The sequence below is a fragment of the Rhizobium sp. Leaf311 genome (assembly GCF_001423445.1).
Taxonomy (GTDB): domain Bacteria; phylum Pseudomonadota; class Alphaproteobacteria; order Rhizobiales; family Rhizobiaceae; genus Agrobacterium.
On sequence record NZ_LMNZ01000020.1, the window covers coordinates 299,415 to 319,301 of the forward strand.

A 19,887-nucleotide genomic window follows, 5' to 3' on the forward strand; every position below is an offset into this window, starting at 1 on the left:
AATCTCCGCGGATTAGCGTTTGTATGTGGGGGTGATGAAGGGCAGGGCGGCGACGGTCACCGGCAGGTACTTGCCGCGCACTTCTGCGAAAATCTCTGTGCCGGGTGCGGCAAAGTCCTGTGGAACGTAGCCCATGGCAACCGGGCCTTCGACGGTTGGACCGAAGCCACCCGAGGTGACTTCACCCAGTTCCGTCTTGCCTTCGGCATCCGCAAACAGCTTTGCGTGGCCGCGCACCGGGGCCTTGCCTTCCGGCTTCAGACCCACGCGACGACGGGAGGTTCCGTTGGTCAGTTCACCCAAGATACGTTCGGCACCGGGGAAGCCGCCTGCGCGATCGCCGCCCGTCCGGCGGGCTTTCTGGATTGCCCATTCCAGCGATGCCTCGATGGGGGACGTCGTCGTGTCGATATCGTTGCCGTAGAGGCACAGGCCAGCTTCGAGGCGCAGGCTGTCGCGGGCACCAAGACCGATCGGCTCACAGTCAGGGTGCTCCAGCAATGCGCGAGCAATGGTTTCGGCCTTATCGGATGGAATGGAAATTTCAAAACCGTCTTCGCCGGAATATCCAGACCGGGACACGATGCAGGGCACGTCCAGCAGCGGCACTTCGCGTACATCCATAAACTTCATGCCTGAGACGCCCGCCCACAATTCGGCAAGAACGGCTTCCGCACGGGGGCCCTGAAGAGCGATGAGGGCGCGGTCTTCAAGCAGCGTTACGTCGCACGTGTCAGACAGGTGCGCTTTCATATGGCTGAGATCGGCGTCCTTGCAAGCCGCATTGACCACGACGAACAAATGGTCGCCGCGGTTGGTAATCATGAGGTCGTCGAGGATGCCGCCGGTTTCATCGGTGAAGAAGCCGTAACGCTGGCGGCCTTCCTTCAGGCCCAGAATATCGACCGGCACCAGCTTTTCTAAAGCGAGCGCAGCATCTTCCAGCTTGCCGGACTTTGCTTTCACGATGACTTGCCCCATGTGGGAGACGTCGAACAGGCCAGCGGACGCGCGGGTGTGCAAGTGCTCTTTCATCACGCCTGCAGGATACTGCACGGGCATATCGTAGCCCGCAAAAGGAACCATGCGGGCGCCAAGCGACAGATGAAGGGAATGAAGCGGGGTGACTTGTAGCGCGGCGGTATCGGCCAAGAACGCCTCCAGGGTAGCGCGATTCCGCGCGGGCTCATGTCATGACACTGTTAAAAGTGCCGGGTTCAAGAGCCCCCTCTGTCCTTTTCGCCTGAGATTGTTATCCCTTCGGCGAGCCGTCCTTATGCAGGTGGCTTCTCTCCAGAGTTCCGTCCCATCCGTTGGTCCTTTTGCCTGAGAGTTTCCGGGGCGGTTGCTCCTTCGGCACCGCATTCAAGCGGTTTCTCCCAACGGGATGGAAGCTCATTATCTGCTAAGCCACTTTCTTGGCAAGGACCAAATGACGCAGCGAAACAGTTTTTTGTTCAGCTTGCGCCATCAGGTAATTGAGCCGCAGCGCGGACGACATTGGTTAGGCAATGTGGGCTTCAACTGTCTTTCTTTTCCGGTAGCGTCTTGCGCTTAGTCGATGCTATGTCTTCAAGTTCTTTTTCTGTCATGGACTTAGCCATGCTTTTTGAAGCACCTTGTAAACGTGATTTTGGCATGTCGCCACGCTTGGCTGCAAGTGCGGCACCGGCGGCTTTCTGTTGGGACTTGGATTTTGCGGGCATGGAAACGGCCTCCTTGCTGTCTTTGACCAGGCAAAGAACGTGTCTTTTAACGGACCGGTTCCGCACTCTCGCAATTGCACTTTGATTTACAGCAAAAAGCGCGATATCGCTTCGTGGCATGAGAGGTTTCATGAGCAAAAAACCGGCACCATCGATAAAGCTGCTGCGCATATTATGCGCCACGCTGATGCTGTCGCTTGGTTTTGCTCATAAGCCCGCCGTCGCAATTGCCGCCACAACAGTAGTCCTGGACGAATCCTACCGCCTTCCGGATGGAAGTTTTGCAGAGATCTGCGAGGGGCATACAGGTGTGCAGACGGCACATGAACGGGGCAGGGCAAACCACTCCGACATGCCCTCGCTGTTTTGTGAGGCCTGCCTTCTGGTATCCTCGATCCTGCTGCCAGCCCCTGATGCAAATTCATGGGTGAGGACGCAATTTGCCTGGCTTCTGAACCGGCCCAATCTTGTGGTCGCCGCCGCGCGTCATGTCGATGATCCAAGACCACGTGCGCGTGCGCCTCCCTCTTTCGCTTGATCCCAGACACTAGCCCGACAGGGTTTCCTAAAAAAATGCACGATTGGCGCTGCCTTTGAGAGCCGCCATCTAAAGGATCAAGACATGACCATTCGCAAAGTCACCGCCCTTGGCGCGCTTGCCGCAGTAACCTTCTCCATTCCCGCACTTGCACATACCAGCTTCGTCAATCCCACAGCCGAGCAGGACAGCACCATTGTTGCAGCACTTCAGGTGCCGCATGGCTGCGAAGGCGGGCTGGCAACCACCGAGGTGCGCGTCGAGCTGCCTGAGGGGTTCATTGCGGCCAAGCCACAGCCGAAGCCGGGCTGGGAGCTGGAAATCATTTCCGCCGACTACAAGAAAACCTACAGCAACCACGGAAAAGACGTGAAAAGCGGTCCGGTGGAAATACGCTGGAAGGATGGCGATTTGCCCGACGCCTTTTACGACACCTTTAATATCCAGGGGAAGGTTGCCGGGGTGGATGCCGGAACCGCTTTGCCATTCAAGGTAACGCAGCTATGCGGCGCCAAGGGTAGCGTCAAGTGGGATCAGATTGCCGAGGCAGGTCAGGATCCGCACTCTCTGGACAACCCCGCACCGACCATCAAGGTTGTCGCTAAAAAGGTGGGTGCTGCCGGGCACGATCATGGTGCTGCTGATCATACGGCTGACGTCGTGAAGGTCGGCGCACTGGAAGTTTCAGGTGCTGCATCCAAGGCAATGCTGCCGGGACAGCCTGTTGGCGGCGGCTTTGTCACGATCAGGAATGATGGAACGTCTGACGACCGGCTGGTGGCCGTGGCCTCGCCACTCGCTGGCCGCGCTGAAATTCACGAAATGGCCATGGTCAACGATGTCATGAAGATGCGCAAACTGGATGCAGGCATCGTCATTCCCGCAGGCAAGACGGTCGAACTGACGCCGGGCGGCCTGCACTTCATGTTCTTCAATGTCAGCAAACCGTTCGCCGAAGGAGACAAGGTGCCGGTCACGTTGACGTTCGAGAAGGCTGGTAAGGTCGATGTGATGATGGATGTCGGGTCTGCCAAGGGTGAGCAGGAGCATCATCACCACAATTGATGAAAGAGCGACCGGGGCTGACATTCAGCCCCGGTCACTTTTCAATCCGGATCTTGTTGCGGGATTTCCTGGCGTTCCTTGTTGTCCTCATAGGCCTCGATAACCTCTTCAAGGGTCGCTTGCGGGTTCTGCTGTTGGCCCGCGGTGAGGAAATGAAGCGAAAGCGCGTTTTGCTGGACGACGATCGGCGGCTGCCCGACGTCGGAATCATCCACGTTGCCGGTTTTGACGGCCAGTTCGCGGGCGGCCTGCTCGACTTCTGTCTTTCTGGAAGGACGCTGGATCGCCTTGATGGAGTCGGCGACATAGCCGGCGGTGGTCGCCGAAACTGTCAAGACTTGCACCATGCGATCACCCTCCTGGTCTTCAATTGATCAAGCGTATCACCCCCGGCTTTTGCCCCGATTAAATCCTGCGGGTGCATTTTATGAGAAATTTAATGAATTGGTGGGGCCGCTTTTCCGCGTGAGTGGGCTGCGGGAATTTCTCTTTTTCACCGTTTGTCGTAGAAACAACAAACATACCGCTTCTGGAGATTCTTCATGCTCAACATCGCGCTTGTTGCCCTGGGCGGCGCAATCGGTTCCGTCGCCCGCTATCTCGTGGGTATCTGGGGTTTGCGCCTTGGCGGCCCCAATTTTCCCTGGGGTACCTTGACCGTCAATGTCGCAGGCGCTTTTCTGATAGGGTTGATGGTGGAGATGATCGCGCGCCGTTTCGACGCTTCCGCGGAAATGAGGGTCTTTATCGTCACCGGTATCCTCGGTGGTTTCACCACATGGTCTTCATTCACGCTGGATGCTGTCGTTCTGTTTGAGCGCGGAGATTTGGGGCTGGCGGCGGTTTATCTTGCGGCAAGTCTGTTCGTTTCTTTTGCGGCAATCTTCGCCGGGCTGGCCTTAGGCCGCGCTTTGTTCTAAAGGCAACGGAAAATACCGCACGCTGACGATGCGGGCACGAGAAAAGAAAGACTGGAATTGCCATGGCAGGTATCGAGCACATCAAGGTCGAAGCCGAAGAAGCCGGAATGCGCCTCGATCGCTGGTTCAAGATCCACTATCCAGGTCTTGGCTTTGGTCCGCTTCAGAAGCTGTTGCGTTCCGGTCAGGTTCGCGTCGATGGTGGCCGGGTGAAAACCGATGCGCGCGTGGAAGCGGGACAGACGGTGCGCGTTCCGCCGCTCGATGTTGACGCCAAGGTAAAGGGCGGCCCCATCAGCTCCAGCGACCTCAAGAATTCCGACGATGTCGAGCTCTTGAAGCGTATGTTGCTGCACGAAGACGAGAAAGTCTTTGTCTTCAACAAGCCTGCGGGCATTGCGGTTCAGGGTGGTTCCGGCGTCAACCGTCATATCGATGGGCTCCTTGAGGCATGGACCAGTTCCAAGGGTGAGAAGCCGCGTCTGGTTCACCGTATCGACCGTGATACGTCCGGCGTGCTTGTCGTCGCCCGCACCAGAGGTGCCGCACAGAAGCTGACAGCAGCCTTCCGTGAACGCGATACAAAGAAGACCTACTGGTCGCTGGTCAAGGGCGTGCCGCGCAAGCACAGCGACAAGATCTCATCCTGGCTGGTCAAGGAACAGACGCCGGATGGCGACCGGATGCGCATTGCCAAACATGGCGAAGAGGGCGCGGACCACGCTGTTTCGTACTACCGCGTGATCGATACTGCCGCGCAGAACCTCGCGTGGCTGGAGATGGAGCCCTATACGGGCCGAACCCACCAGCTGCGCGTTCATGCGTTGCACATGGGCCACCCCATTATCGGCGACCCCAAATATTATGTCGAAGATCCGAACTGGGACTTTCCGGGCGGCATTCAGAAGCGGCTGCACCTGCACGCCCGTCGTATCGACATTCCGCATCCCTCCGGTGGGCGTCTGCGCGTAACCGCACCCTTGCCGCCGCACATGGTGCAAAGCTGGAACCTGCTGGGTCTTGACGTGGCCGATGGCGACAGGGACGACGAATGAAGCTGGTTCTCTTCGATTGCGATGGCACGCTGGTCGACAGCGTGGGTCTCATTCATGAGGTCATGGCGCGGACCTTCGTGCATTTCGGTTTCGACCGCCCTGACGTGGCGCTGACGAAATCGATCATAGGCCTGACGCTTGATATCGCCATTGCGCGTATGCAGGGCAAGCCTCATGTCGATGACCAGGCGACCGCCATGACCGCGCATTACAAGGCTATCTTCGCCGAGACCAGGGCAGAGCCAGGTTTCGAAGAGCCTCTGTTCGATGGCATCAGTGCGATGATTTTAAAACTCGCCGAGCGCCAGGAAATATTGATGGGCGCGGTTACGGGCAAGTCCCGGCGTGGCCTCAACCTCATCATGGATACGCACGGCTTTCGCAAGCATTTCATCGTATCTCGGACTGCAGATGATTGCCCTTCCAAGCCGCATCCGGGCATGGTGACGGAATGCTGTGACGAAACTGGAATGTTGCCCGCCGACACCATTGTTATCGGCGATGCGATTTACGATATGCAGATGGCAAAGGCAGCCGGTGCCACGGCAATTGGCGTGGCCTGGGGCTATGCCTCGGTGGATGATCTCTGGAAAGCCGGAGCCGATGCCATTGTCCATCATCCAAGCGAAATTCCCGGACATATTCCGGGCTGAGAAGGACGTATCATGCGCGACCTGTTGAATGATCTGACGGAAGGCCTGAGCCACCCGGATCCCATCCGCCGTTCCCAAATCCAGATGCAGAAACCTTTGCCAAAGCGTTTTTACAAGGAGGTCACGGTAGGCGAGACGGAAGAGGGTGCATTCAATGTTCTTCTCGACGGTAAAGCCATGCGTACGCCCGCAAAGAGTGCCATGGTCGTGCCGACGCGGGCACTTGCCCAGTTGCTGCGCGATGAGTGGGACGCACAGGTCGACGTCATAGATCCGAACCTGATGCCGGTCTCGCGCCACGTCAACACAGCTATCGACGGCATTGCCGCCGATACGCAGGCGGTGTTCGAGGACATACTGCGCTTCTCGTCCAGCGATCTTCTCTGCTATCGCGCTGGCGAGCCCGAGGCGCTCGTCGCGCGTCAGGCGGAGCATTGGGACCCTGTCATCGATTGGGCGTCGCATAAGCTTGGAGCGCGCTTCATACTGGTCGAAGGCGTGATGCATCAGGAACAGCCCCGCGAGGCAATTGCGGCCTTTGCGGTGACCCTGCGCAAATACGACACGCCGATCCAGCTTGCGGCTCTCCACACGATGACGACGCTGACGGGATCAGCCATTCTGGCGCTTGCGCTTGCAGAAGGCGAACGCAGCCTTGAAGAAGGATGGGCGCTGGCGCATCTGGACGAGGACTGGACTGCCGAACAATGGGGCGAGGACGAAGAAGCGCAGATCAGGCGCGCAAAGCGGCTGGTTGAAATGCGCGCTGCGGTTGATGTTCTCAAGGCTTCCAGAGACGCAGGCGTGTAGCCTCTTAACGCTTTTCTAACCGTAATCGTGGATGGTGGACGCTGAACCTGACGTTAGGGGAGCGTCTATCCATGCATCACTCGCTCAAGCGCCTCGGCATTGTTTTGCTGGCGTCTTTTGCGCTCATGTCTTTCAGGCTGGAGCCTGAAGTGAGCGACAGCGACAAGCTGCTGTTTGACGTGCGTGGTGCTTTCGTTGCCGCGCGGCCAGACGTTTCCGGCGAGCTGATGCAATCCATCCAATACCAGATTTCGAACGCCATTCGCTCCACAACCCGGGACCGGGGGCGTCCGCGCGTCGTACTGACCATTCGCGTCATGAATGTATCCAGGGGATCCTTCATTCTTGGGGAGCGCGCATCCGCCCGCGTCGTTGTTCGCGCGGCTGCGGTGCAGACGGGTGAAGTCATTGCGCAGGCAGCCTTTACCGCATCCATTCTGGGTATCGATAAATCCCTCATCGATCACGAGCTGGCCACCGGCATCGCAGAGCGCGTCATCACGGAGTTTCGCCTCAACCGTCCGGCCCCGCTTGCAACGGCCTTGTTTCCGGGGCGATTTTAATAGACCGTCATATACTTGAGTTAGGGAGCGCGTTCGTGACCTTGGGAGCATATGATGAAATACACCGGCGTCGTTGGTTTGGCAGTTCTGCTTGTCATGCCTTTTAGTGTGCAGGCTACCGAAAACCGTGTCGATCGCATCAGGCCAGATGCACCCGCTCTGGCGGCCTATGGCAATTATCCGGTTGGCGTACGCACGATTACCGCCGTGAATGCGGATCAGGTCGATGTTGTCAACATTGAGCCCGGCAAACCATTTCCGCGATATGAACGCAAGCTCGCTTTGGAAGTCTGGTATCCGGCCACCAAGGCCGGGCAGGGAGATGACTATCACGTCTTCTTGCGGGATGGAAAAACCGAGGTTTCCATCAAGGGGCGGGCGCAACGAGATGCCGAACCCCTGAAACAGGACGGCAAGACATTTCCGCTCATCATCGTTTCACATGGTTATCCCGGCAATCGTTATTTGTTGACGCCGCTTGCGGAGAACCTTGCCAGCAAAGGCTATGTCGTCGCGTCCATCGATCATACCGATAGCACATACAACGACCCGGGCGCATTCGGCAGCACATTGGTCAATCGGCCGCTCGACCAGCGCTTCGTGTTGCAGGAAATGGCGCGGCTGGGCGATGACAAGGCCAGCTTCCTTTCCGGTCTCGTCGATGTGTCGCATACGGGACTGATCGGATATTCCATGGGTGGTTACGGCGCCGTCGTCACCGCTGGCGCTGGCGTTTCCGAAAAGGCAATCGCGGCGGACTGGAGTGCAAAGCAGCGTGCGCTTGCCATTCACGCGGCGGGAAGCAAGGACCATGCGGATCTGTTCGATCGCCGTTTCAAGGCCATCATCTCAATCGCGCCCTGGGGAATGCAGCGCGACATGTGGGACGAACAGGGCCTCTCGGAAGTAAAGGTGCCGATGTTCTTCATGGCAGGCAGCGCCGATGATGTTTCTGACTACTCCAGGGGCATAAGACGCATCTTCGAAGGTAAGATGCCCGTCGACCGCTATCTGCTGACATTTGCCGATGCCAACCACAACGCGGCAGCGCCCATGCCCGCACCTGTCGAAAGCTGGCAGATGAGCGAGAAGCTCGGTTTTGCCCCCTTTGAACATTACGCCGACCCGGTGTGGGACACAGTGCGGATGAACAATATCGCGCAGCATTTCGCAACCGCGTGGTTCGATCTCAAGCTCAAGAATGACCAGAGCAAGGCTCCGTTTCTTGAACTGGTTGAGAATTCCGACAAGGGTGTATGGGCGGCAAACAAGGATGGCAGCTTCAAGCCGGAGCACAGCTATTGGACCGGCTTTGCCAACCGCACAGCCAAGGGCCTGCGGCTGGAACACCGCAAGCCCGATTGACGTCTGAAAGCGTGTCTCAGCCCAGACGCTCCGCGTGCCATTTCAGGTGGTCGTCCATGAATGTGGAAATGAAATAGTAGGAGTGGTCATAGCGTTCGTGCATCCGCAAGGTCAGCGAGATGTCCGTTTCCTTGACCGCTTCCTCAAACAACCAGGGGCGAAGCCCATTTTCCAGGAAGTTGTCGGCCTTGCCCTGATCGATGAGGAATTCCGGGAAGCGCGCGCCATCCTCCACCAGCGCGCAAGCATCATATTGCCGCCACGCTGTCTTGTCAGCTCCCAGATATTTCTCGAAAGCGGGCTCCGACCAGTCGGCGGAGGAGGGCGCGACGATGGGGGCGAAGGCTGAGCAGCTTTTGAAGCGATCAGGGTTTTTCAGCGCAATCGTCATAGCGCCGTGGCCGCCCATGGAATGGCCGAAAATACCCTGCCGGCTCATATCGACGCGGAACTGTTCTCCAATCAGAGTTGGCAGTTCCTCGGTGATGTAGTCGTACATCTGGTAATGTCTAGACCAGGGTGTTTCGGTTGCGTTGAGGTAGAAGCCCGCGCCCTTGCCCATCTGCCAGTTGGTCAGTTCATCCGGCACGTCATTGCCACGCGGGCTCGTATCCGGGCAGACGACAACAAGGCCAAGCTCTGACGCCATGCGGCGGTACTCGCCCTTGTCCATGACGTTGGCGTGGGTGCATGTCAGGCCCGAAAGATACCAGAGCACCGGGCAGGGCTCCTGAATGGCCTTTGGCGGAACATAAACCGCAAACGTCATCTCGCAATTCGTGGTCTCGGATTCATGGGAAAACACGCCTTGCATGCCGCCGAACGCAGAGTTTTGAGAGATGATTTTCATGGCGTATTCCTTATGTGGAGAATGAATTCAGCCCGCCAGCGAAACGGCAGCGTTGACTGCCGCAGCCACAAGCACGGTGTTGAAGAAGAAAGAAACGATGGAATGCAGGAGAACGACCTTGCGCATCGATGTTCTGGTAACGGCGACATCCGATGTCTGGGCCGTCATGCCGATGACAACGGAGAAATAAAGGAACTCGTGGATGCCGGGATTGTCTGTCTCGGGAAAGTCCATACCGCCGCGAGGTTCGGTTTTTCCGGCACTTGCCGAAGGGCGCCAGAACAGGTGGGCGTAGTGGACGGCCGTCATGGTGTGAATGGTAAGCCAGCCCAGAAAGACGGAGAGAAACGCAAGCGTCAGGGACCACACGGTTTCTCCCGCCGTGTGGTTGAGGGCAACGAACAGCGACACGACGGAGACGGCGACCGCAAAAAATGTAATTGCGATGATGGCAACTGCTGGCAGATCGTCACTGTCCGCATGTGCTTTCAAATGCGCGGCTGTTAGGCGAGGCACGTGCGAAGAGAAAATCGCGAGATAGGTCACAAAGAAGACAATGGCTGCACCCTCGATGGCGATTGAGGGGCTGAGAACGAGGAGAGCCGCCAGCGTGGCAAGGCTCAGCGCGGCCGCAATCAGAAAAGGTCTGTGCCTGGCGTAATTTCTGGCTTTGGACTGCGGCTTTGTCATCGACGTGGTCTCCGTATGCGCTACTTCTTGATGCGGCGGCACATGCGGTCAAGCGTTTCAAGAAATTGCGAGCGGTCCTTCGGTGAAAAAGCGGCGTTATAGCCCTTGCTTTCCCCGGTTTCGCGCAAATGGGCACCCAGATCGCGCATTGCCGTTGCCATACCGATATTGCTCTTGTCGAAGCCGCGACCCGTTGGCCCGGTGACTTGAGCGCCGTTGGCAACGCAACGACCCGCCAGCGGTACATCCGCCGTAATGACGATGTCTTCCGGTCCGGCACGCTCGGCAATCCAGTCATCGGCAGCGTCAAAAGAGCTGGAAACGATAACGTTCTTGACCATGGGGTCGCGGGACGGTCGAAGCCCGGAATTGGCGACGAATGTCACCTCCAGCCCGTGGCGTTCGGCAACTTTCAATATTTCCGGCTTAACCGGACATGCATCGGCATCGACATAGATTTGCGGCATCAGTATTTCTTCTGAAGATCAGGCGTTGAATGTCTTTTAGAAGGGCAGCCGGAAATTCCCAAGCGCTAATTATGCGCAGGCTGTGCGGCACGTACAGGCGAGGGGTCGCTTCGCAGGCCGATCTCCGCAAGAACGAGCGAGCAAATGCTGGCGACGACGAAGCCCGCCGCAAGATAGAGTGAATTTCCATCATAGAAACGGCCGAATACGAGAGCAAAGACTGTCGAAACGAGGCTTGATCCTGATGCGATGATGGACGCGCCAAAGCCTGCAATTTCGCCCAGAGACTGCATGGCCAGCGCGTTGAGATTGCCAAACAGCAGTCCGGTCGCAAAGAAGGTGACGAAGAGCGTTGCAAGAAAGGCCGGGAAGGGCAGTTCGTTATCGAGCAAAAGGCAGGCCGACATCATCGACACGGCTGAACCAGCAAAGCCGATGAAGGCCGCGCGCGCCATGGCCTCCATGCCGAAGCGTTGGACCAGTCTTGAATTGAGAAAGAAGGCCAGTGCCATGGAGATGGCAAGGCCAGCAAAATACAGGGGCAGGCTCTCTGTGACGCCATAGGCATCGTGGAAAATATCCGCAGCCGTGCTGAGATAGAGCAACTGAGCGCCGAAGACGAGGCCGGTCGCCACGGTCAGCAACATCACGCGGGCATTTGCAACTATTCTAAAGCCGTTGGTCAGGAGAAGGCGAGGGCGGACAGGAATGCGCCGGTGCGCGGGAAGAGTTTCCGGATGGCGGATGGCCAGCCAAAGACCGAGGGTAAGCGCAATCAACAGATAAGCGACGAAGATGCTGCGCCAGCCAGCGACGGAAATCAGCCCCATGGCAAGAGCAGGGGCAATCATAGGCACCAGAATAAAGAGCGTAAACATGAGTGACATGACGCGCGCCATCGCGCTGCCGTCGAATTGATCGCGGATCATGGCGCGTGTCGCGATCTTCGGACCGGAGACACCGGCACCCTGTAAGAACCGCCCCAGAACGACCATTTCCAGAGATTGGGATGAGAGTGCTATGAGCGTCCCGATTGCGTAGAGCCCAAGCCCAAACAGGAGGGCGCGCTTTCTTCCGATCGCGTCAGACAAAGGCCCGAGCAACAGTTCACCAAATGCCATACCGAAGATGAAAAGCGAAATGACATGCTGCGTCGAAAGAAGCGGCGTGGCGCCGAACTCCTCTCCGATTGCGCGCAGACCTGGCAAAAGAGCGTCGATACTGAGCGCTGTCAGCGAGGTCAAAGATGCATAGAGAATAAGGCTTTCTCGAAATTTCATGTGGCAGGCCGCTTGCGTCATCCAAATACGACCGTGCCTATATCAAATGAAAGTTGTGGCAAAGCCTCTTCATCCCAACGTGCTTTTATCCTGCCGCTGGCAGTCACCATCGTGCTGTCCGTGCTCGGGAAATGCCTCGGCAATGTCAGACAGCGTGACGCTTGCAAATCTTCGGCGCAAAAGCTCTTCTGCCTCATTGAAGACGCCCTTCAACGTCCCGTTGACTGCCTGCTCGATAGGGCATCCGGGCATGTCATAGGCGGGTCCGACGGCAAAGATCGATGGCTCGCCAACGGCTTGGTAGACATCGAGAAGAGTGAGCTCGCTAAGGGGGCGTGCCAGTGTCCAGCCTCCGCCGTGACCCTTAACGGAGCTGACATAACCTCTGTCCCGCAAACCCGCCATCGTCCGCCTGATCACCACGGGATTGGCATCCAGCATATGCGCGATCATCTCGGAGGTCATCGCCCCGTCATGACGGCCCATATGAATAAGGACGTGAAGCATCCGTGAAAGCCGACTGTCCTGCCGCATGTTGTTTTCCTCATCGCACCTGGTGGAGGCACTCTAGCACAATCAATTTTCAAGTTACAATCGAAGTGTCGTGAAGCGTTGACATCAAAAATCACGACACTTATGATGTTGCGAGAAAAAGGAGTGTGTCATGAGCGAGAATATTTGCGACGTCATCATAATAGGCGGCAGCTACGGGGGGCTCTCTGCGGCGATGCAGTTGGGGCGTGCCCGTCGAAAGGTGCTGATCATTGACGAAGGCAAAAGGCGCAATCGCTTTGCTTCACACTCACATGGGTTCATTACGCAAGATGGCGCGGATCCCGCAGCGATTGCCGCGAAGGCTCGCGAACAGGTCATGCGGTACAGCACGGTGGGTTGGTTGGCGGGGCGCGCAGAGACCGCACAGTGCCGCGAAAATTCCGACGCAGAATCGTTTTCTTTCGAAGTGACTGTTGGGACAGATAAATTCATCTCCCGTCGCCTGGTCCTCGCTCTCGGGGTGAGGGACATTCTTCCCAGCATTTCCGGCTTGAGCGAGCGATGGGGAAAGAGCGTGTTCCATTGCCCCTATTGCCATGGCTATGAATTGAACCAGGGCGAGATCGGTGTTCTCGCGGGCTCGGAGCTTTCCATGCATCACGCCTTGATGCTTCCGGATTGGGGGCCGACAACCTTGCTCGTCAACGGGGCATTCGACCCGACTTCGGATCAGGTCGCAGCCCTTGCAGCTCGTGGTGTTACCATTGATACAACGCCAGTGGAGGCGATTAGGGGCCACGCCGATGTGCAACTCGCCGACGGACGCATTTTACCCTTTGCCGGTCTGTTTGCGCTTGCACCGTTCGAAATCGCAACATCGATCCCACAACAGCTCGGCCTCGATATGGAGCACGGACCTTTGGGCTCGACTATCAAGACCGATGCAATGAAGGCAACAAGCGCGCCCGGCATCTTCGCCTGCGGCGACGCCGCCCGTCCGATGGCATCGGTTGCTCTGGCTGTAGGCGATGGGAGCCTGGCGGGCGTCAATGCCCACAGATCATTGATGTTCGGACCAGGCTTGTTACGATGAGGCGGGGTGTGATTTCAAAGCGGATGAGGCAATTTTCTCAGGCCTTTGCACTGAAATGACAGGAAACGGGTGGTCACGAAGAAAAAATAGACGCCTGAAAAACGGCGGCAATCTGCTGCAAGCGATTCTAGGATTTCCACATGCTGTTTGACCTTCCTGACCCTGATACACTTTACGCCGCCCTGCTTGCCAGAAACGAAAGTTTCGACGGCCAAGCCTTCGTTTGCGTCTCGACAACCGGCGTTTTTTGCCGGTTGACGTGCCCTGCACGAAAGCCGAAGCGGGAGAACTGCACGTTCTTTCCCACGATCGGCCAGTGCATCGAGGCTGGTTTCCGCCCTTGCAAGCGCTGCCATCCGCTTCAGGCCGCCGCGCTTGCAGATCCTACAATTGCCGCCCTGCTGCAGGAACTGGACAAGCGTCCTTATCTGCGGTGGTCCGAAGACCATGTGGCAAAGCTCGGTTATGACCTCTCGACGGTGCGACGAAGCTTCAAGCGGCAATTCGGGATGACATTTCTTGAAATGGCTCGCCAACGCCGCATACGGGAGGGCTTTGAGACGTTGGCTCTGGGTGGAAAGGTCATTACCGCGCAGCATGAGGCCAGCTTTGACTCTGCCAGCGCGTTTCGTGCCGCATTTGCTCGTCTGCTTGGCAAATCGCCAGCCGAGCTGCAATCCGATAAGCTGCTGCGGGCAACATGGATACCAACGCCGCTTGGCGACATGATCGCCGTCAGTAGCCGAAACCACCTTCATCTTCTGGAATTCGTGGATCGAAAGGGGCTGCCCGCCGAGCTGAAGAAGCTGGAGCGAAATTCTAAAGAGGGCATCGGTATTGGCACCATGCCTCCTTCGGAGCAGGCTGCGGCAGAGCTTGCCGAGTATTTCGCTGCCCGTTCTGCCAGGTTTCTGACGCCACTCGCGGCACCGGCAAGCGCTTTTACCCAGCACGTTTGGGATGCCCTGCGGCAGATACCGGCAGGCGAAACCCGAAGCTACTCGGACATTGCCCGCCAGATCGGGCATCCTGCGGCCACACGCGCCGTGGCCCGTGCCAACGGCGCAAATCAAATAGCCATCATGATCCCTTGTCATCGCGTTATCGGGGCCGACGGTTCTCTGACCGGCTACGGTGGCGGGCTTTGGCGCAAGCAGCGACTGATTGAAATCGAGCGAGATCTCAAGAAGGTGACCTGTTCGGCATCAACGGTCATCGATTAGCGTCAGGTGGCTATCGACAGGGCAGGGCGGCGCTTGACGTCGCTGCCGCGCTCTCACTCACACCGGATGTCACGGCAAGAAACGGGTGGTCGCCGCCTTGCCCAGTCGCCTATGGCTAAGCTCCACGCAAGGAGCAAATCATGGGAATGTTGCAAGACAAGGTAGCCATCATCACAGGCGCATCATCCGGGATAGGTCGTGCGGCAGCATTGCTGTTTGCTTGCGAAGGTGCTGCCGTCGTTCTCAACGCCAGAGGCGGTCCGGGTTTGGAAAAAGTCGCTGATACGATACGCAGTCAAGGCGGCAGAGCTCATATCGTGGCTGGTGACGTCAGTCGTGCGGAAACACATGACGAACTCACCGCTGAAGCGCTGCGAATGTTCGGCGGTCTGGATATCGCTTTCAACAATGCTGGAATGGTTGGACCATTGAAACCACTTGCGGATGTTTCCGTGTCGGAATGGCAAGAGACGCTTGCAACAAACCTGACGTCAGCATTCATGGCAAGCCGAAGCCAGATCCCCGCCATGCTCGAAAGGGGCGGTGGCTCCATCATATTTACGTCCAGTTTCGTGGGAACCAGTGTCGGTCTTCCGGCAATGGGTGCCTATGCGGCTTCCAAGGCGGGGTTGATGGGGCTGGTAAAGGGCATCACTGCGGACTATGCGAGCAGAGGGATCAGGGCCAATGCCCTGCTTCCCGGCGGATCGGATACTGCGATGGCTGGCGATGACGCGCAGAAGGAGTGGGCCGCTGGCCTTCATGCCATGAAACGCATTGCGCAACCGGAAGAAATCGCGAAAGCCGCGCTGTTTCTTGCCAGTCCCATGGCAAGCTTTGTCGCCGGTTCTGCATTATTCGCAGATGGTGGAAACTCGGCCGTCAAATAGGCATGAGCTCTCACGAGAAGGCGCGACCGGTGTTAAAACACACCGGTCGCGCGCAGTCGTGTCAGCCCTTGATGAAGGCAAGCAGATCAGCATTCAGCACATCGGCATTGACCGTCAGCATACCATGCGAGAAGCCAGGGTAGGTCTTCAGCGTGCCGTTCTTCAACAGCTTGACCGACTTGTGGGCCGAGTCAGCGATCGGGACGATCTGGTCGTCTTCGCCGTGCAGAACCAGTGTCGGAACGCTGATGTTTTTCAGGTCTTCCGTCTGGTCCGTTTCGGAGAAAGCCTTGATGCCGTCATAATGGGCCTTCGCGCCACCCATCATGCCCTGACGCCACCAGTTCTGGATCACGCCTTCATGCACTGTCGCGCCATCGCGGTTGAAGCCATAGAAAGGACCAGCCGGAACATCGCGGAAGAACTGCGCCCGGTTGGCAGCAAGTGCGGAGCGGAAGCCATCGAAGACTTCCATGGGCAGGCCTTCCGGGTTGGAGGCGGTCTTGACCATGATTGGCGGAACGGCAGAAACGAGAACCGCCTTGGCAACGCGACCGGCAGGCTCGCCATGCTTGGCCACGTAGCGCGCAACTTCACCGCCGCCGGTGGAATGGCCGATGTGAACGGCGTTCTTCAGGTCCAGCGCTTCAACGACCGCGAAGGCGTCGGACGCGTAGTGGTCCATGTCGTGACCTTCCGAAACCTGTGCAGAACGGCCATGACCGCGCCGGTCATGCGCTACGACACGGTAGCCCTTGGAAAGGAAGAACAGCATCTGCGCATCCCAATCGTCCGAAGACAGCGGCCAGCCGTGATGGAAGACGATTGGCTGTGCGTCCTTTGGACCCCAGTCTTTGTAGAAGATTTCAGTGCCGTCCTTGGTCGTTACGAATGCGCTGCTCATGGTATGATCTCCTATTGAAGTTGATTGGATTTGTGGTTGCGCGAAGGCGAGCGAGGTGAGATTCAGGCTCGCAATGGCCGCGCTTCCAATTAACAGGTTGCGTCTCGACACCGAGAAGTCGTCTTGAAAAGATGCCATCTTCGTCTGTTCCTTGCGCCTTGGGAGTTGCTTTTGACTTGAGCAAACTAACGCGGTGACCTAATGCTGCCACGTGGCAGAAATGACTTTATCGGTGGCAAAAGCGACAATGCGTAAGAACGAACAAAAACTGATCGAGATTGGCCTTCTGATCTACCCCGGATGCCAGCTCGCTGCGATCTATGGGCTTACAGACCTGTTTCGTATTGCTTGCGAGTGGTACCCGGATATGCTGACCACCACCAATCGACCTTCGTTGAGAGTCAGTCACTGGACGCTGGAGGAGGGTGGTGTTCACTGTACATGGGATTCTCATTCAGACAAACCTCATGTACTCGACTACATCATTTCTCCACCCAGCATCATCATGCCCGAGAAAATGGAGAGAATGGCGCCAGCATCCGAGTGGATATCAACCCATCACGCAAAGGGTGCCATCGTCTGCTCCGTCTGCGCGGGCGCTTTTGTCTTGGCGGAAACCGGGTTGATAGACGGCAGGCGGGCAACCACCCATTGGGCCTTTGCAGACAGGCTGGCAGAGCAGTTTCCGAACATCAGTGTTGCTTCTGAACATATGATCATCGACGATGGCGATGTGATCACTGCGGGCGGAATCCTCGCTTGGGCTGATCTGGGTCTTCTCATCGTCGAAAAACTTCTAGGGCAGGCGGTGATGCTCGAGACTGCCCGCTTCCTCATCGTCGATCCGCCTCGTCGCAGCCAGAGCCGTTACAAGACTTTCATACCTCGCTTCGACCATGGGGACGCGGATGTGGTTCATCTTCAGCACCAGTTCCATGCGGCACCCGAGCTACAAAAGTCCATCGCCGCCTTGGCAGACAGCGTCAATCTTTCCGAGCGAACACTCCAGCGGCGCTTCTTTCGCGCAACGGGATTGAAGGTGACAGAGTACCTCCAAAATGTCCGCATCATGAAAGCGCGGCAACTGCTTGAAACGACGAACAGTTCTGTCGAGAGCATCGCCTGGACGGTTGGCTACGCGGATCCGGCAGCATTCCGCAAAATATTCGCCCGACTTACCGGCGCGACGCCCAATACCTATCGCGGAAGCGCGAAATCTAATTGAAGAGCGGATGAGCGAGCGGGCCGCAGATCTGCAATGATTCACCGGTCTACCAGTTTGACGTCGACATTTTGCTGCTCACTGTCGATTTGATCAGTACGGCAAGAGGCGACACTGTGATGTGGACGAAACGCACCCAAAGCCAATTATCGCATAAGATAGATTATGGAACTTTTTGGTTGATGTGGTTGTCAGCATTGCCATATCGTCGGTAATCGATAGACACGTCAAATCAATGCCTTATAGCGACTTTCTCAAGTCCCTATATCTCTCCGGAGGTTTCCCTGCGGCGCATTTCTAGTTCTTCGCTGTAGCGCCTGAGCGTGTGGCTTTCTGTGAGTTGGCCCACTGGTCTGTTTTCGATTTTGTCGTTGACGACGGCCAGTGCTTCGCTTTCCGTGGCGTCGAAGGCTGCTGCGGCCTGGCGGGCGTTCATTGTTGGTAGAAGAACATCGCTCTTGTATCGCAGATAGCTCTCAAGGCTGATTGTCTTGGAGTCTCGCTCCATCGGGTCGGCGTAGATTTCCGGTACCAGGATGATCCCGGCGTAACGTCCGTCGTCGTGGGTCATGATGACGCGTTGGGTTGAGCCAAGCGGGTATTTCTCCTTGAAGGCCGCAAGGCCGATGCTGACGCGCTCTTTGCGAATGTCGGCGCGCATCATCTTGCCAACCGTCAGATCACGGATCCAGCCAATGTCGTGCGCGCTGCGGATGCTTTCGCCCCGAAGATGAAAACGCCAGGTCGCGAAGGAATAGCCGAAGGTGGTGCGTACCACCAGCGAGGTGGTCATCACGGCAGCGAGGACGAGAACAGTGATCTGGAAGTCGCCGGTCAATTCCAGCGCCAGGAATGTCATGGTCAAAGGCCCGCCAATGATGGCGGCGGCAAAGGCGCTCATGCCGATGACGGCATAGACGACGGGCTGCGTGTCGCCGTAACCGATATAGGGTGCGCAAATCGCGAAGATCTTGCCCAGCAGAGAGCCCATGAACAGTGACGCGAAGAACAGGCCTCCACGGAAACTGGAGCCAATAGAAATCGCGCTGGCGGAAGCCTTGAGAAGGAAAAGTCCCGCGAGGCCTGCAATCGTCATATCTGCATTGAGATTGATGTGGAGCGCGCCGTGCCCGCTGGAAAGAACCTGCGGCGAAATCAGCGCCAATGCTCCAACAACAATGCCACCCATGGCCGGTCTTAGCCAAATGGGTATGCGGCTTTTCCTGGCTGTCTCTTCAATAAAGGAAACCGCCTGCATGAGAACGATGCCGATGCCAGCGCAGACAGCACCGAGGAAAATTGCCGGAACGTAATCGGGCGGCGTAACGGTGTTTGAGCCAGCAATATCGATGCTGAGCCCATGCTGCGATAAAAGTCCGGTGACGATCGTTGCGACCAAGGCGGATACGACCAGCGGCGCCAGCGTGACGATCGTGTAAGTGCCTATAATCAGTTCAATGGCATAGAACGCACCCGTCAACGGGGCGTTGAAGGCTGCGGCAATAGCTCCGGCGGCACCACAGCCGACGAGTATGCGCATGTCCCCTCGCCTCAGCTTCAGGTTCAGGCCGAGCTTGGATGCGATGCCACTGGCCACCTGCGTATAGCCGGCTTCCAGGCCAACGGATGCCCCGAAGCCGTTCGAGATGATGTTCTGTACGCAGACGATCACACTGTCCGTGAGTGATAAGCGACCACCGTGCAAAGCGTTGGCTTCAATCGGGTCGATCATCGGTTTCTTGCGTGTCTTTGAGATCACGAAGATCATGACGCCCAGAATGATGCCGCCAGCGAGCGGGCCTACCAGGACAATGTAGCCGGAAAGATCACTGCTGCTCAACCGCTCGACGCCAAACACAAGGACATGGAGCGCCGTCGTTATAGCGCCAATCAGAGCAACGAAAAGACCGGCTGCGGCGCCGACGAAGATGGCGAGAACGACAAGTGCAACTTCGCCGCGCCGGAACACGGCGCGCAGTCTGCTGGAGCGAAGATTGTCGAAGAAGCTTGCCATACTGGGAGCACGGAAAGGCTTGGACGACATGTTGATTCCTCCGGCGAATTGCTGTGCCTCTGGTCGCCACTCCAGCAAATATAG

At 57.3% G+C, this 19,887-nt stretch carries 22 protein-coding genes and 1 riboswitch; of the genes, 12 read left to right on the forward strand and 10 right to left on the reverse strand.

Going from position 1 to position 19,887, the window contains the following annotated elements; all coding sequences use genetic code 11:
- Window positions 1-12: 12 nt before the first annotated feature.
- Window positions 13-1,152 (reverse strand): glycine cleavage system aminomethyltransferase GcvT, encoded by a 1,140-nt coding sequence (gcvT, locus tag ASF69_RS18245; RefSeq protein WP_062589617.1) that lies wholly within the window; start codon window positions 1,150-1,152, stop codon window positions 13-15.
- 152 nt (window positions 1,153-1,304) lie between these two features.
- A riboswitch (glycine riboswitch) is annotated at window positions 1,305-1,392 on the reverse strand.
- A 128-nt stretch (window positions 1,393-1,520) separates the two neighbouring features.
- A complete protein-coding gene (locus ASF69_RS18250; protein WP_062589895.1) occupies window positions 1,521-1,706 on the reverse strand; it encodes a DUF3008 family protein in 186 nt (61 codons plus the stop codon).
- 130 nt (window positions 1,707-1,836) lie between these two features.
- Between ASF69_RS18250 and ASF69_RS18255 the strand changes: the two genes are divergently transcribed.
- On the forward strand, window positions 1,837-2,244 hold the full coding sequence (locus ASF69_RS18255) for a hypothetical protein (protein WP_062589896.1): 408 nt from the start codon (window positions 1,837-1,839) through the stop codon (window positions 2,242-2,244).
- An 84-nt stretch (window positions 2,245-2,328) separates the two neighbouring features.
- Window positions 2,329-3,309, forward strand: coding sequence for a copper chaperone PCu(A)C (locus tag ASF69_RS18260; RefSeq protein WP_062589618.1), 981 nt, complete (start codon window positions 2,329-2,331; stop codon window positions 3,307-3,309).
- Between the two features lie 41 nt (window positions 3,310-3,350).
- Here the strand turns inward: ASF69_RS18260 and ASF69_RS18265 are convergent, their stop codons facing one another.
- Complete coding sequence (locus tag ASF69_RS18265; RefSeq protein ID WP_062589619.1) at window positions 3,351-3,656, reverse strand: hypothetical protein; 306 nt, start codon at window positions 3,654-3,656, stop codon at window positions 3,351-3,353.
- A gap of 195 nt (window positions 3,657-3,851) precedes the next feature.
- On the opposite strand from ASF69_RS18265, the gene crcB reads away from it, so the two are divergent.
- From crcB to ASF69_RS18295, 6 genes are all read left to right on the forward strand, one after another.
- On the forward strand, window positions 3,852-4,229 hold the full coding sequence (crcB, locus tag ASF69_RS18270) for a fluoride efflux transporter CrcB (RefSeq protein ID WP_062589621.1): 378 nt from the start codon (window positions 3,852-3,854) through the stop codon (window positions 4,227-4,229).
- 62 nt (window positions 4,230-4,291) lie between these two features.
- Complete coding sequence (locus ASF69_RS18275) at window positions 4,292-5,284, forward strand: RluA family pseudouridine synthase (protein ID WP_062589623.1); 993 nt, start codon at window positions 4,292-4,294, stop codon at window positions 5,282-5,284.
- Window positions 5,281-5,937 (forward strand): HAD family hydrolase, encoded by a 657-nt coding sequence (locus tag ASF69_RS18280; RefSeq protein ID WP_062589625.1) that lies wholly within the window; start codon window positions 5,281-5,283, stop codon window positions 5,935-5,937. Before ASF69_RS18275 ends, ASF69_RS18280 begins: the two co-directional genes overlap by 4 nt.
- Window positions 5,938-5,949: 12 nt before the next feature.
- Complete coding sequence (locus tag ASF69_RS18285; RefSeq protein WP_062589627.1) at window positions 5,950-6,747, forward strand: ATP12 family chaperone protein; 798 nt, start codon at window positions 5,950-5,952, stop codon at window positions 6,745-6,747.
- Window positions 6,748-6,818: 71 nt separating this feature from the next.
- Window positions 6,819-7,310 carry a hypothetical protein gene (locus ASF69_RS18290; RefSeq protein ID WP_062589629.1) on the forward strand — a complete coding sequence of 164 codons (492 nt, stop codon included), beginning with the start codon at window positions 6,819-6,821 and terminating at the stop codon, window positions 7,308-7,310.
- A 54-nt stretch (window positions 7,311-7,364) separates the two neighbouring features.
- Window positions 7,365-8,675, forward strand: coding sequence for a dienelactone hydrolase (locus ASF69_RS18295; protein ID WP_062589631.1), 1,311 nt, complete (start codon window positions 7,365-7,367; stop codon window positions 8,673-8,675).
- A 16-nt stretch (window positions 8,676-8,691) separates the two neighbouring features.
- On the opposite strand, the gene fghA is transcribed toward ASF69_RS18295, so the two are convergent.
- The 5 genes from fghA to ASF69_RS18320 form a co-directional block, all read right to left on the reverse strand.
- Window positions 8,692-9,525, reverse strand: coding sequence for an S-formylglutathione hydrolase (gene fghA / locus ASF69_RS18300; protein ID WP_062589632.1), 834 nt, complete (start codon window positions 9,523-9,525; stop codon window positions 8,692-8,694).
- A 27-nt stretch (window positions 9,526-9,552) separates the two neighbouring features.
- Entirely contained in the window at window positions 9,553-10,215 is a 663-nt protein-coding gene (locus ASF69_RS18305) for a DUF1345 domain-containing protein (RefSeq protein ID WP_062589634.1), read from the reverse strand.
- A 20-nt stretch (window positions 10,216-10,235) separates the two neighbouring features.
- Window positions 10,236-10,682, reverse strand: a complete 447-nt coding sequence (locus ASF69_RS18310; protein ID WP_062589636.1) for a YaiI/YqxD family protein — start codon at window positions 10,680-10,682, stop codon at window positions 10,236-10,238.
- A gap of 65 nt (window positions 10,683-10,747) precedes the next feature.
- Entirely contained in the window at window positions 10,748-11,962 is a 1,215-nt protein-coding gene (locus ASF69_RS18315; protein WP_062589638.1) for a multidrug effflux MFS transporter, read from the reverse strand.
- A 69-nt stretch (window positions 11,963-12,031) separates the two neighbouring features.
- On the reverse strand, window positions 12,032-12,496 hold the full coding sequence (locus ASF69_RS18320; protein ID WP_062589640.1) for an Rrf2 family transcriptional regulator: 465 nt from the start codon (window positions 12,494-12,496) through the stop codon (window positions 12,032-12,034).
- A gap of 130 nt (window positions 12,497-12,626) precedes the next feature.
- On the opposite strand from ASF69_RS18320, the gene ASF69_RS18325 reads away from it, so the two are divergent.
- The 3 genes from ASF69_RS18325 (at window position 12,627) to ASF69_RS18335 (ending at window position 15,663) form a co-directional block, all read left to right on the forward strand.
- The gene (locus ASF69_RS18325) at window positions 12,627-13,550 is read left to right on the forward strand and encodes an NAD(P)/FAD-dependent oxidoreductase (RefSeq protein WP_062589641.1); all 924 of its coding nucleotides are present in this window, start codon (window positions 12,627-12,629) and stop codon (window positions 13,548-13,550) included.
- A 140-nt stretch (window positions 13,551-13,690) separates the two neighbouring features.
- Entirely contained in the window at window positions 13,691-14,773 is a 1,083-nt protein-coding gene (locus ASF69_RS18330; protein ID WP_062589642.1) for a trifunctional transcriptional activator/DNA repair protein Ada/methylated-DNA--[protein]-cysteine S-methyltransferase, read from the forward strand.
- Between the two features lie 140 nt (window positions 14,774-14,913).
- Complete coding sequence (locus tag ASF69_RS18335) at window positions 14,914-15,663, forward strand: SDR family oxidoreductase (protein ID WP_062589643.1); 750 nt, start codon at window positions 14,914-14,916, stop codon at window positions 15,661-15,663.
- Between the two features lie 61 nt (window positions 15,664-15,724).
- Here the strand turns inward: ASF69_RS18335 and ASF69_RS18340 are convergent, their stop codons facing one another.
- Entirely contained in the window at window positions 15,725-16,567 is an 843-nt protein-coding gene (locus ASF69_RS18340) for an alpha/beta hydrolase (protein WP_062589644.1), read from the reverse strand.
- A 247-nt stretch (window positions 16,568-16,814) separates the two neighbouring features.
- On the opposite strand from ASF69_RS18340, the gene ASF69_RS18345 reads away from it, so the two are divergent.
- Window positions 16,815-17,792, forward strand: coding sequence for a GlxA family transcriptional regulator (locus ASF69_RS18345; RefSeq protein ID WP_062589645.1), 978 nt, complete (start codon window positions 16,815-16,817; stop codon window positions 17,790-17,792).
- 259 nt (window positions 17,793-18,051) lie between these two features.
- Here ASF69_RS18345 and ASF69_RS18350 read toward each other — a convergent pair whose 3' ends face one another.
- Window positions 18,052-19,833, reverse strand: coding sequence for a chloride channel protein (locus ASF69_RS18350; protein WP_082469779.1), 1,782 nt, complete (start codon window positions 19,831-19,833; stop codon window positions 18,052-18,054).
- Window positions 19,834-19,887: the final 54 nt, after the last annotated feature.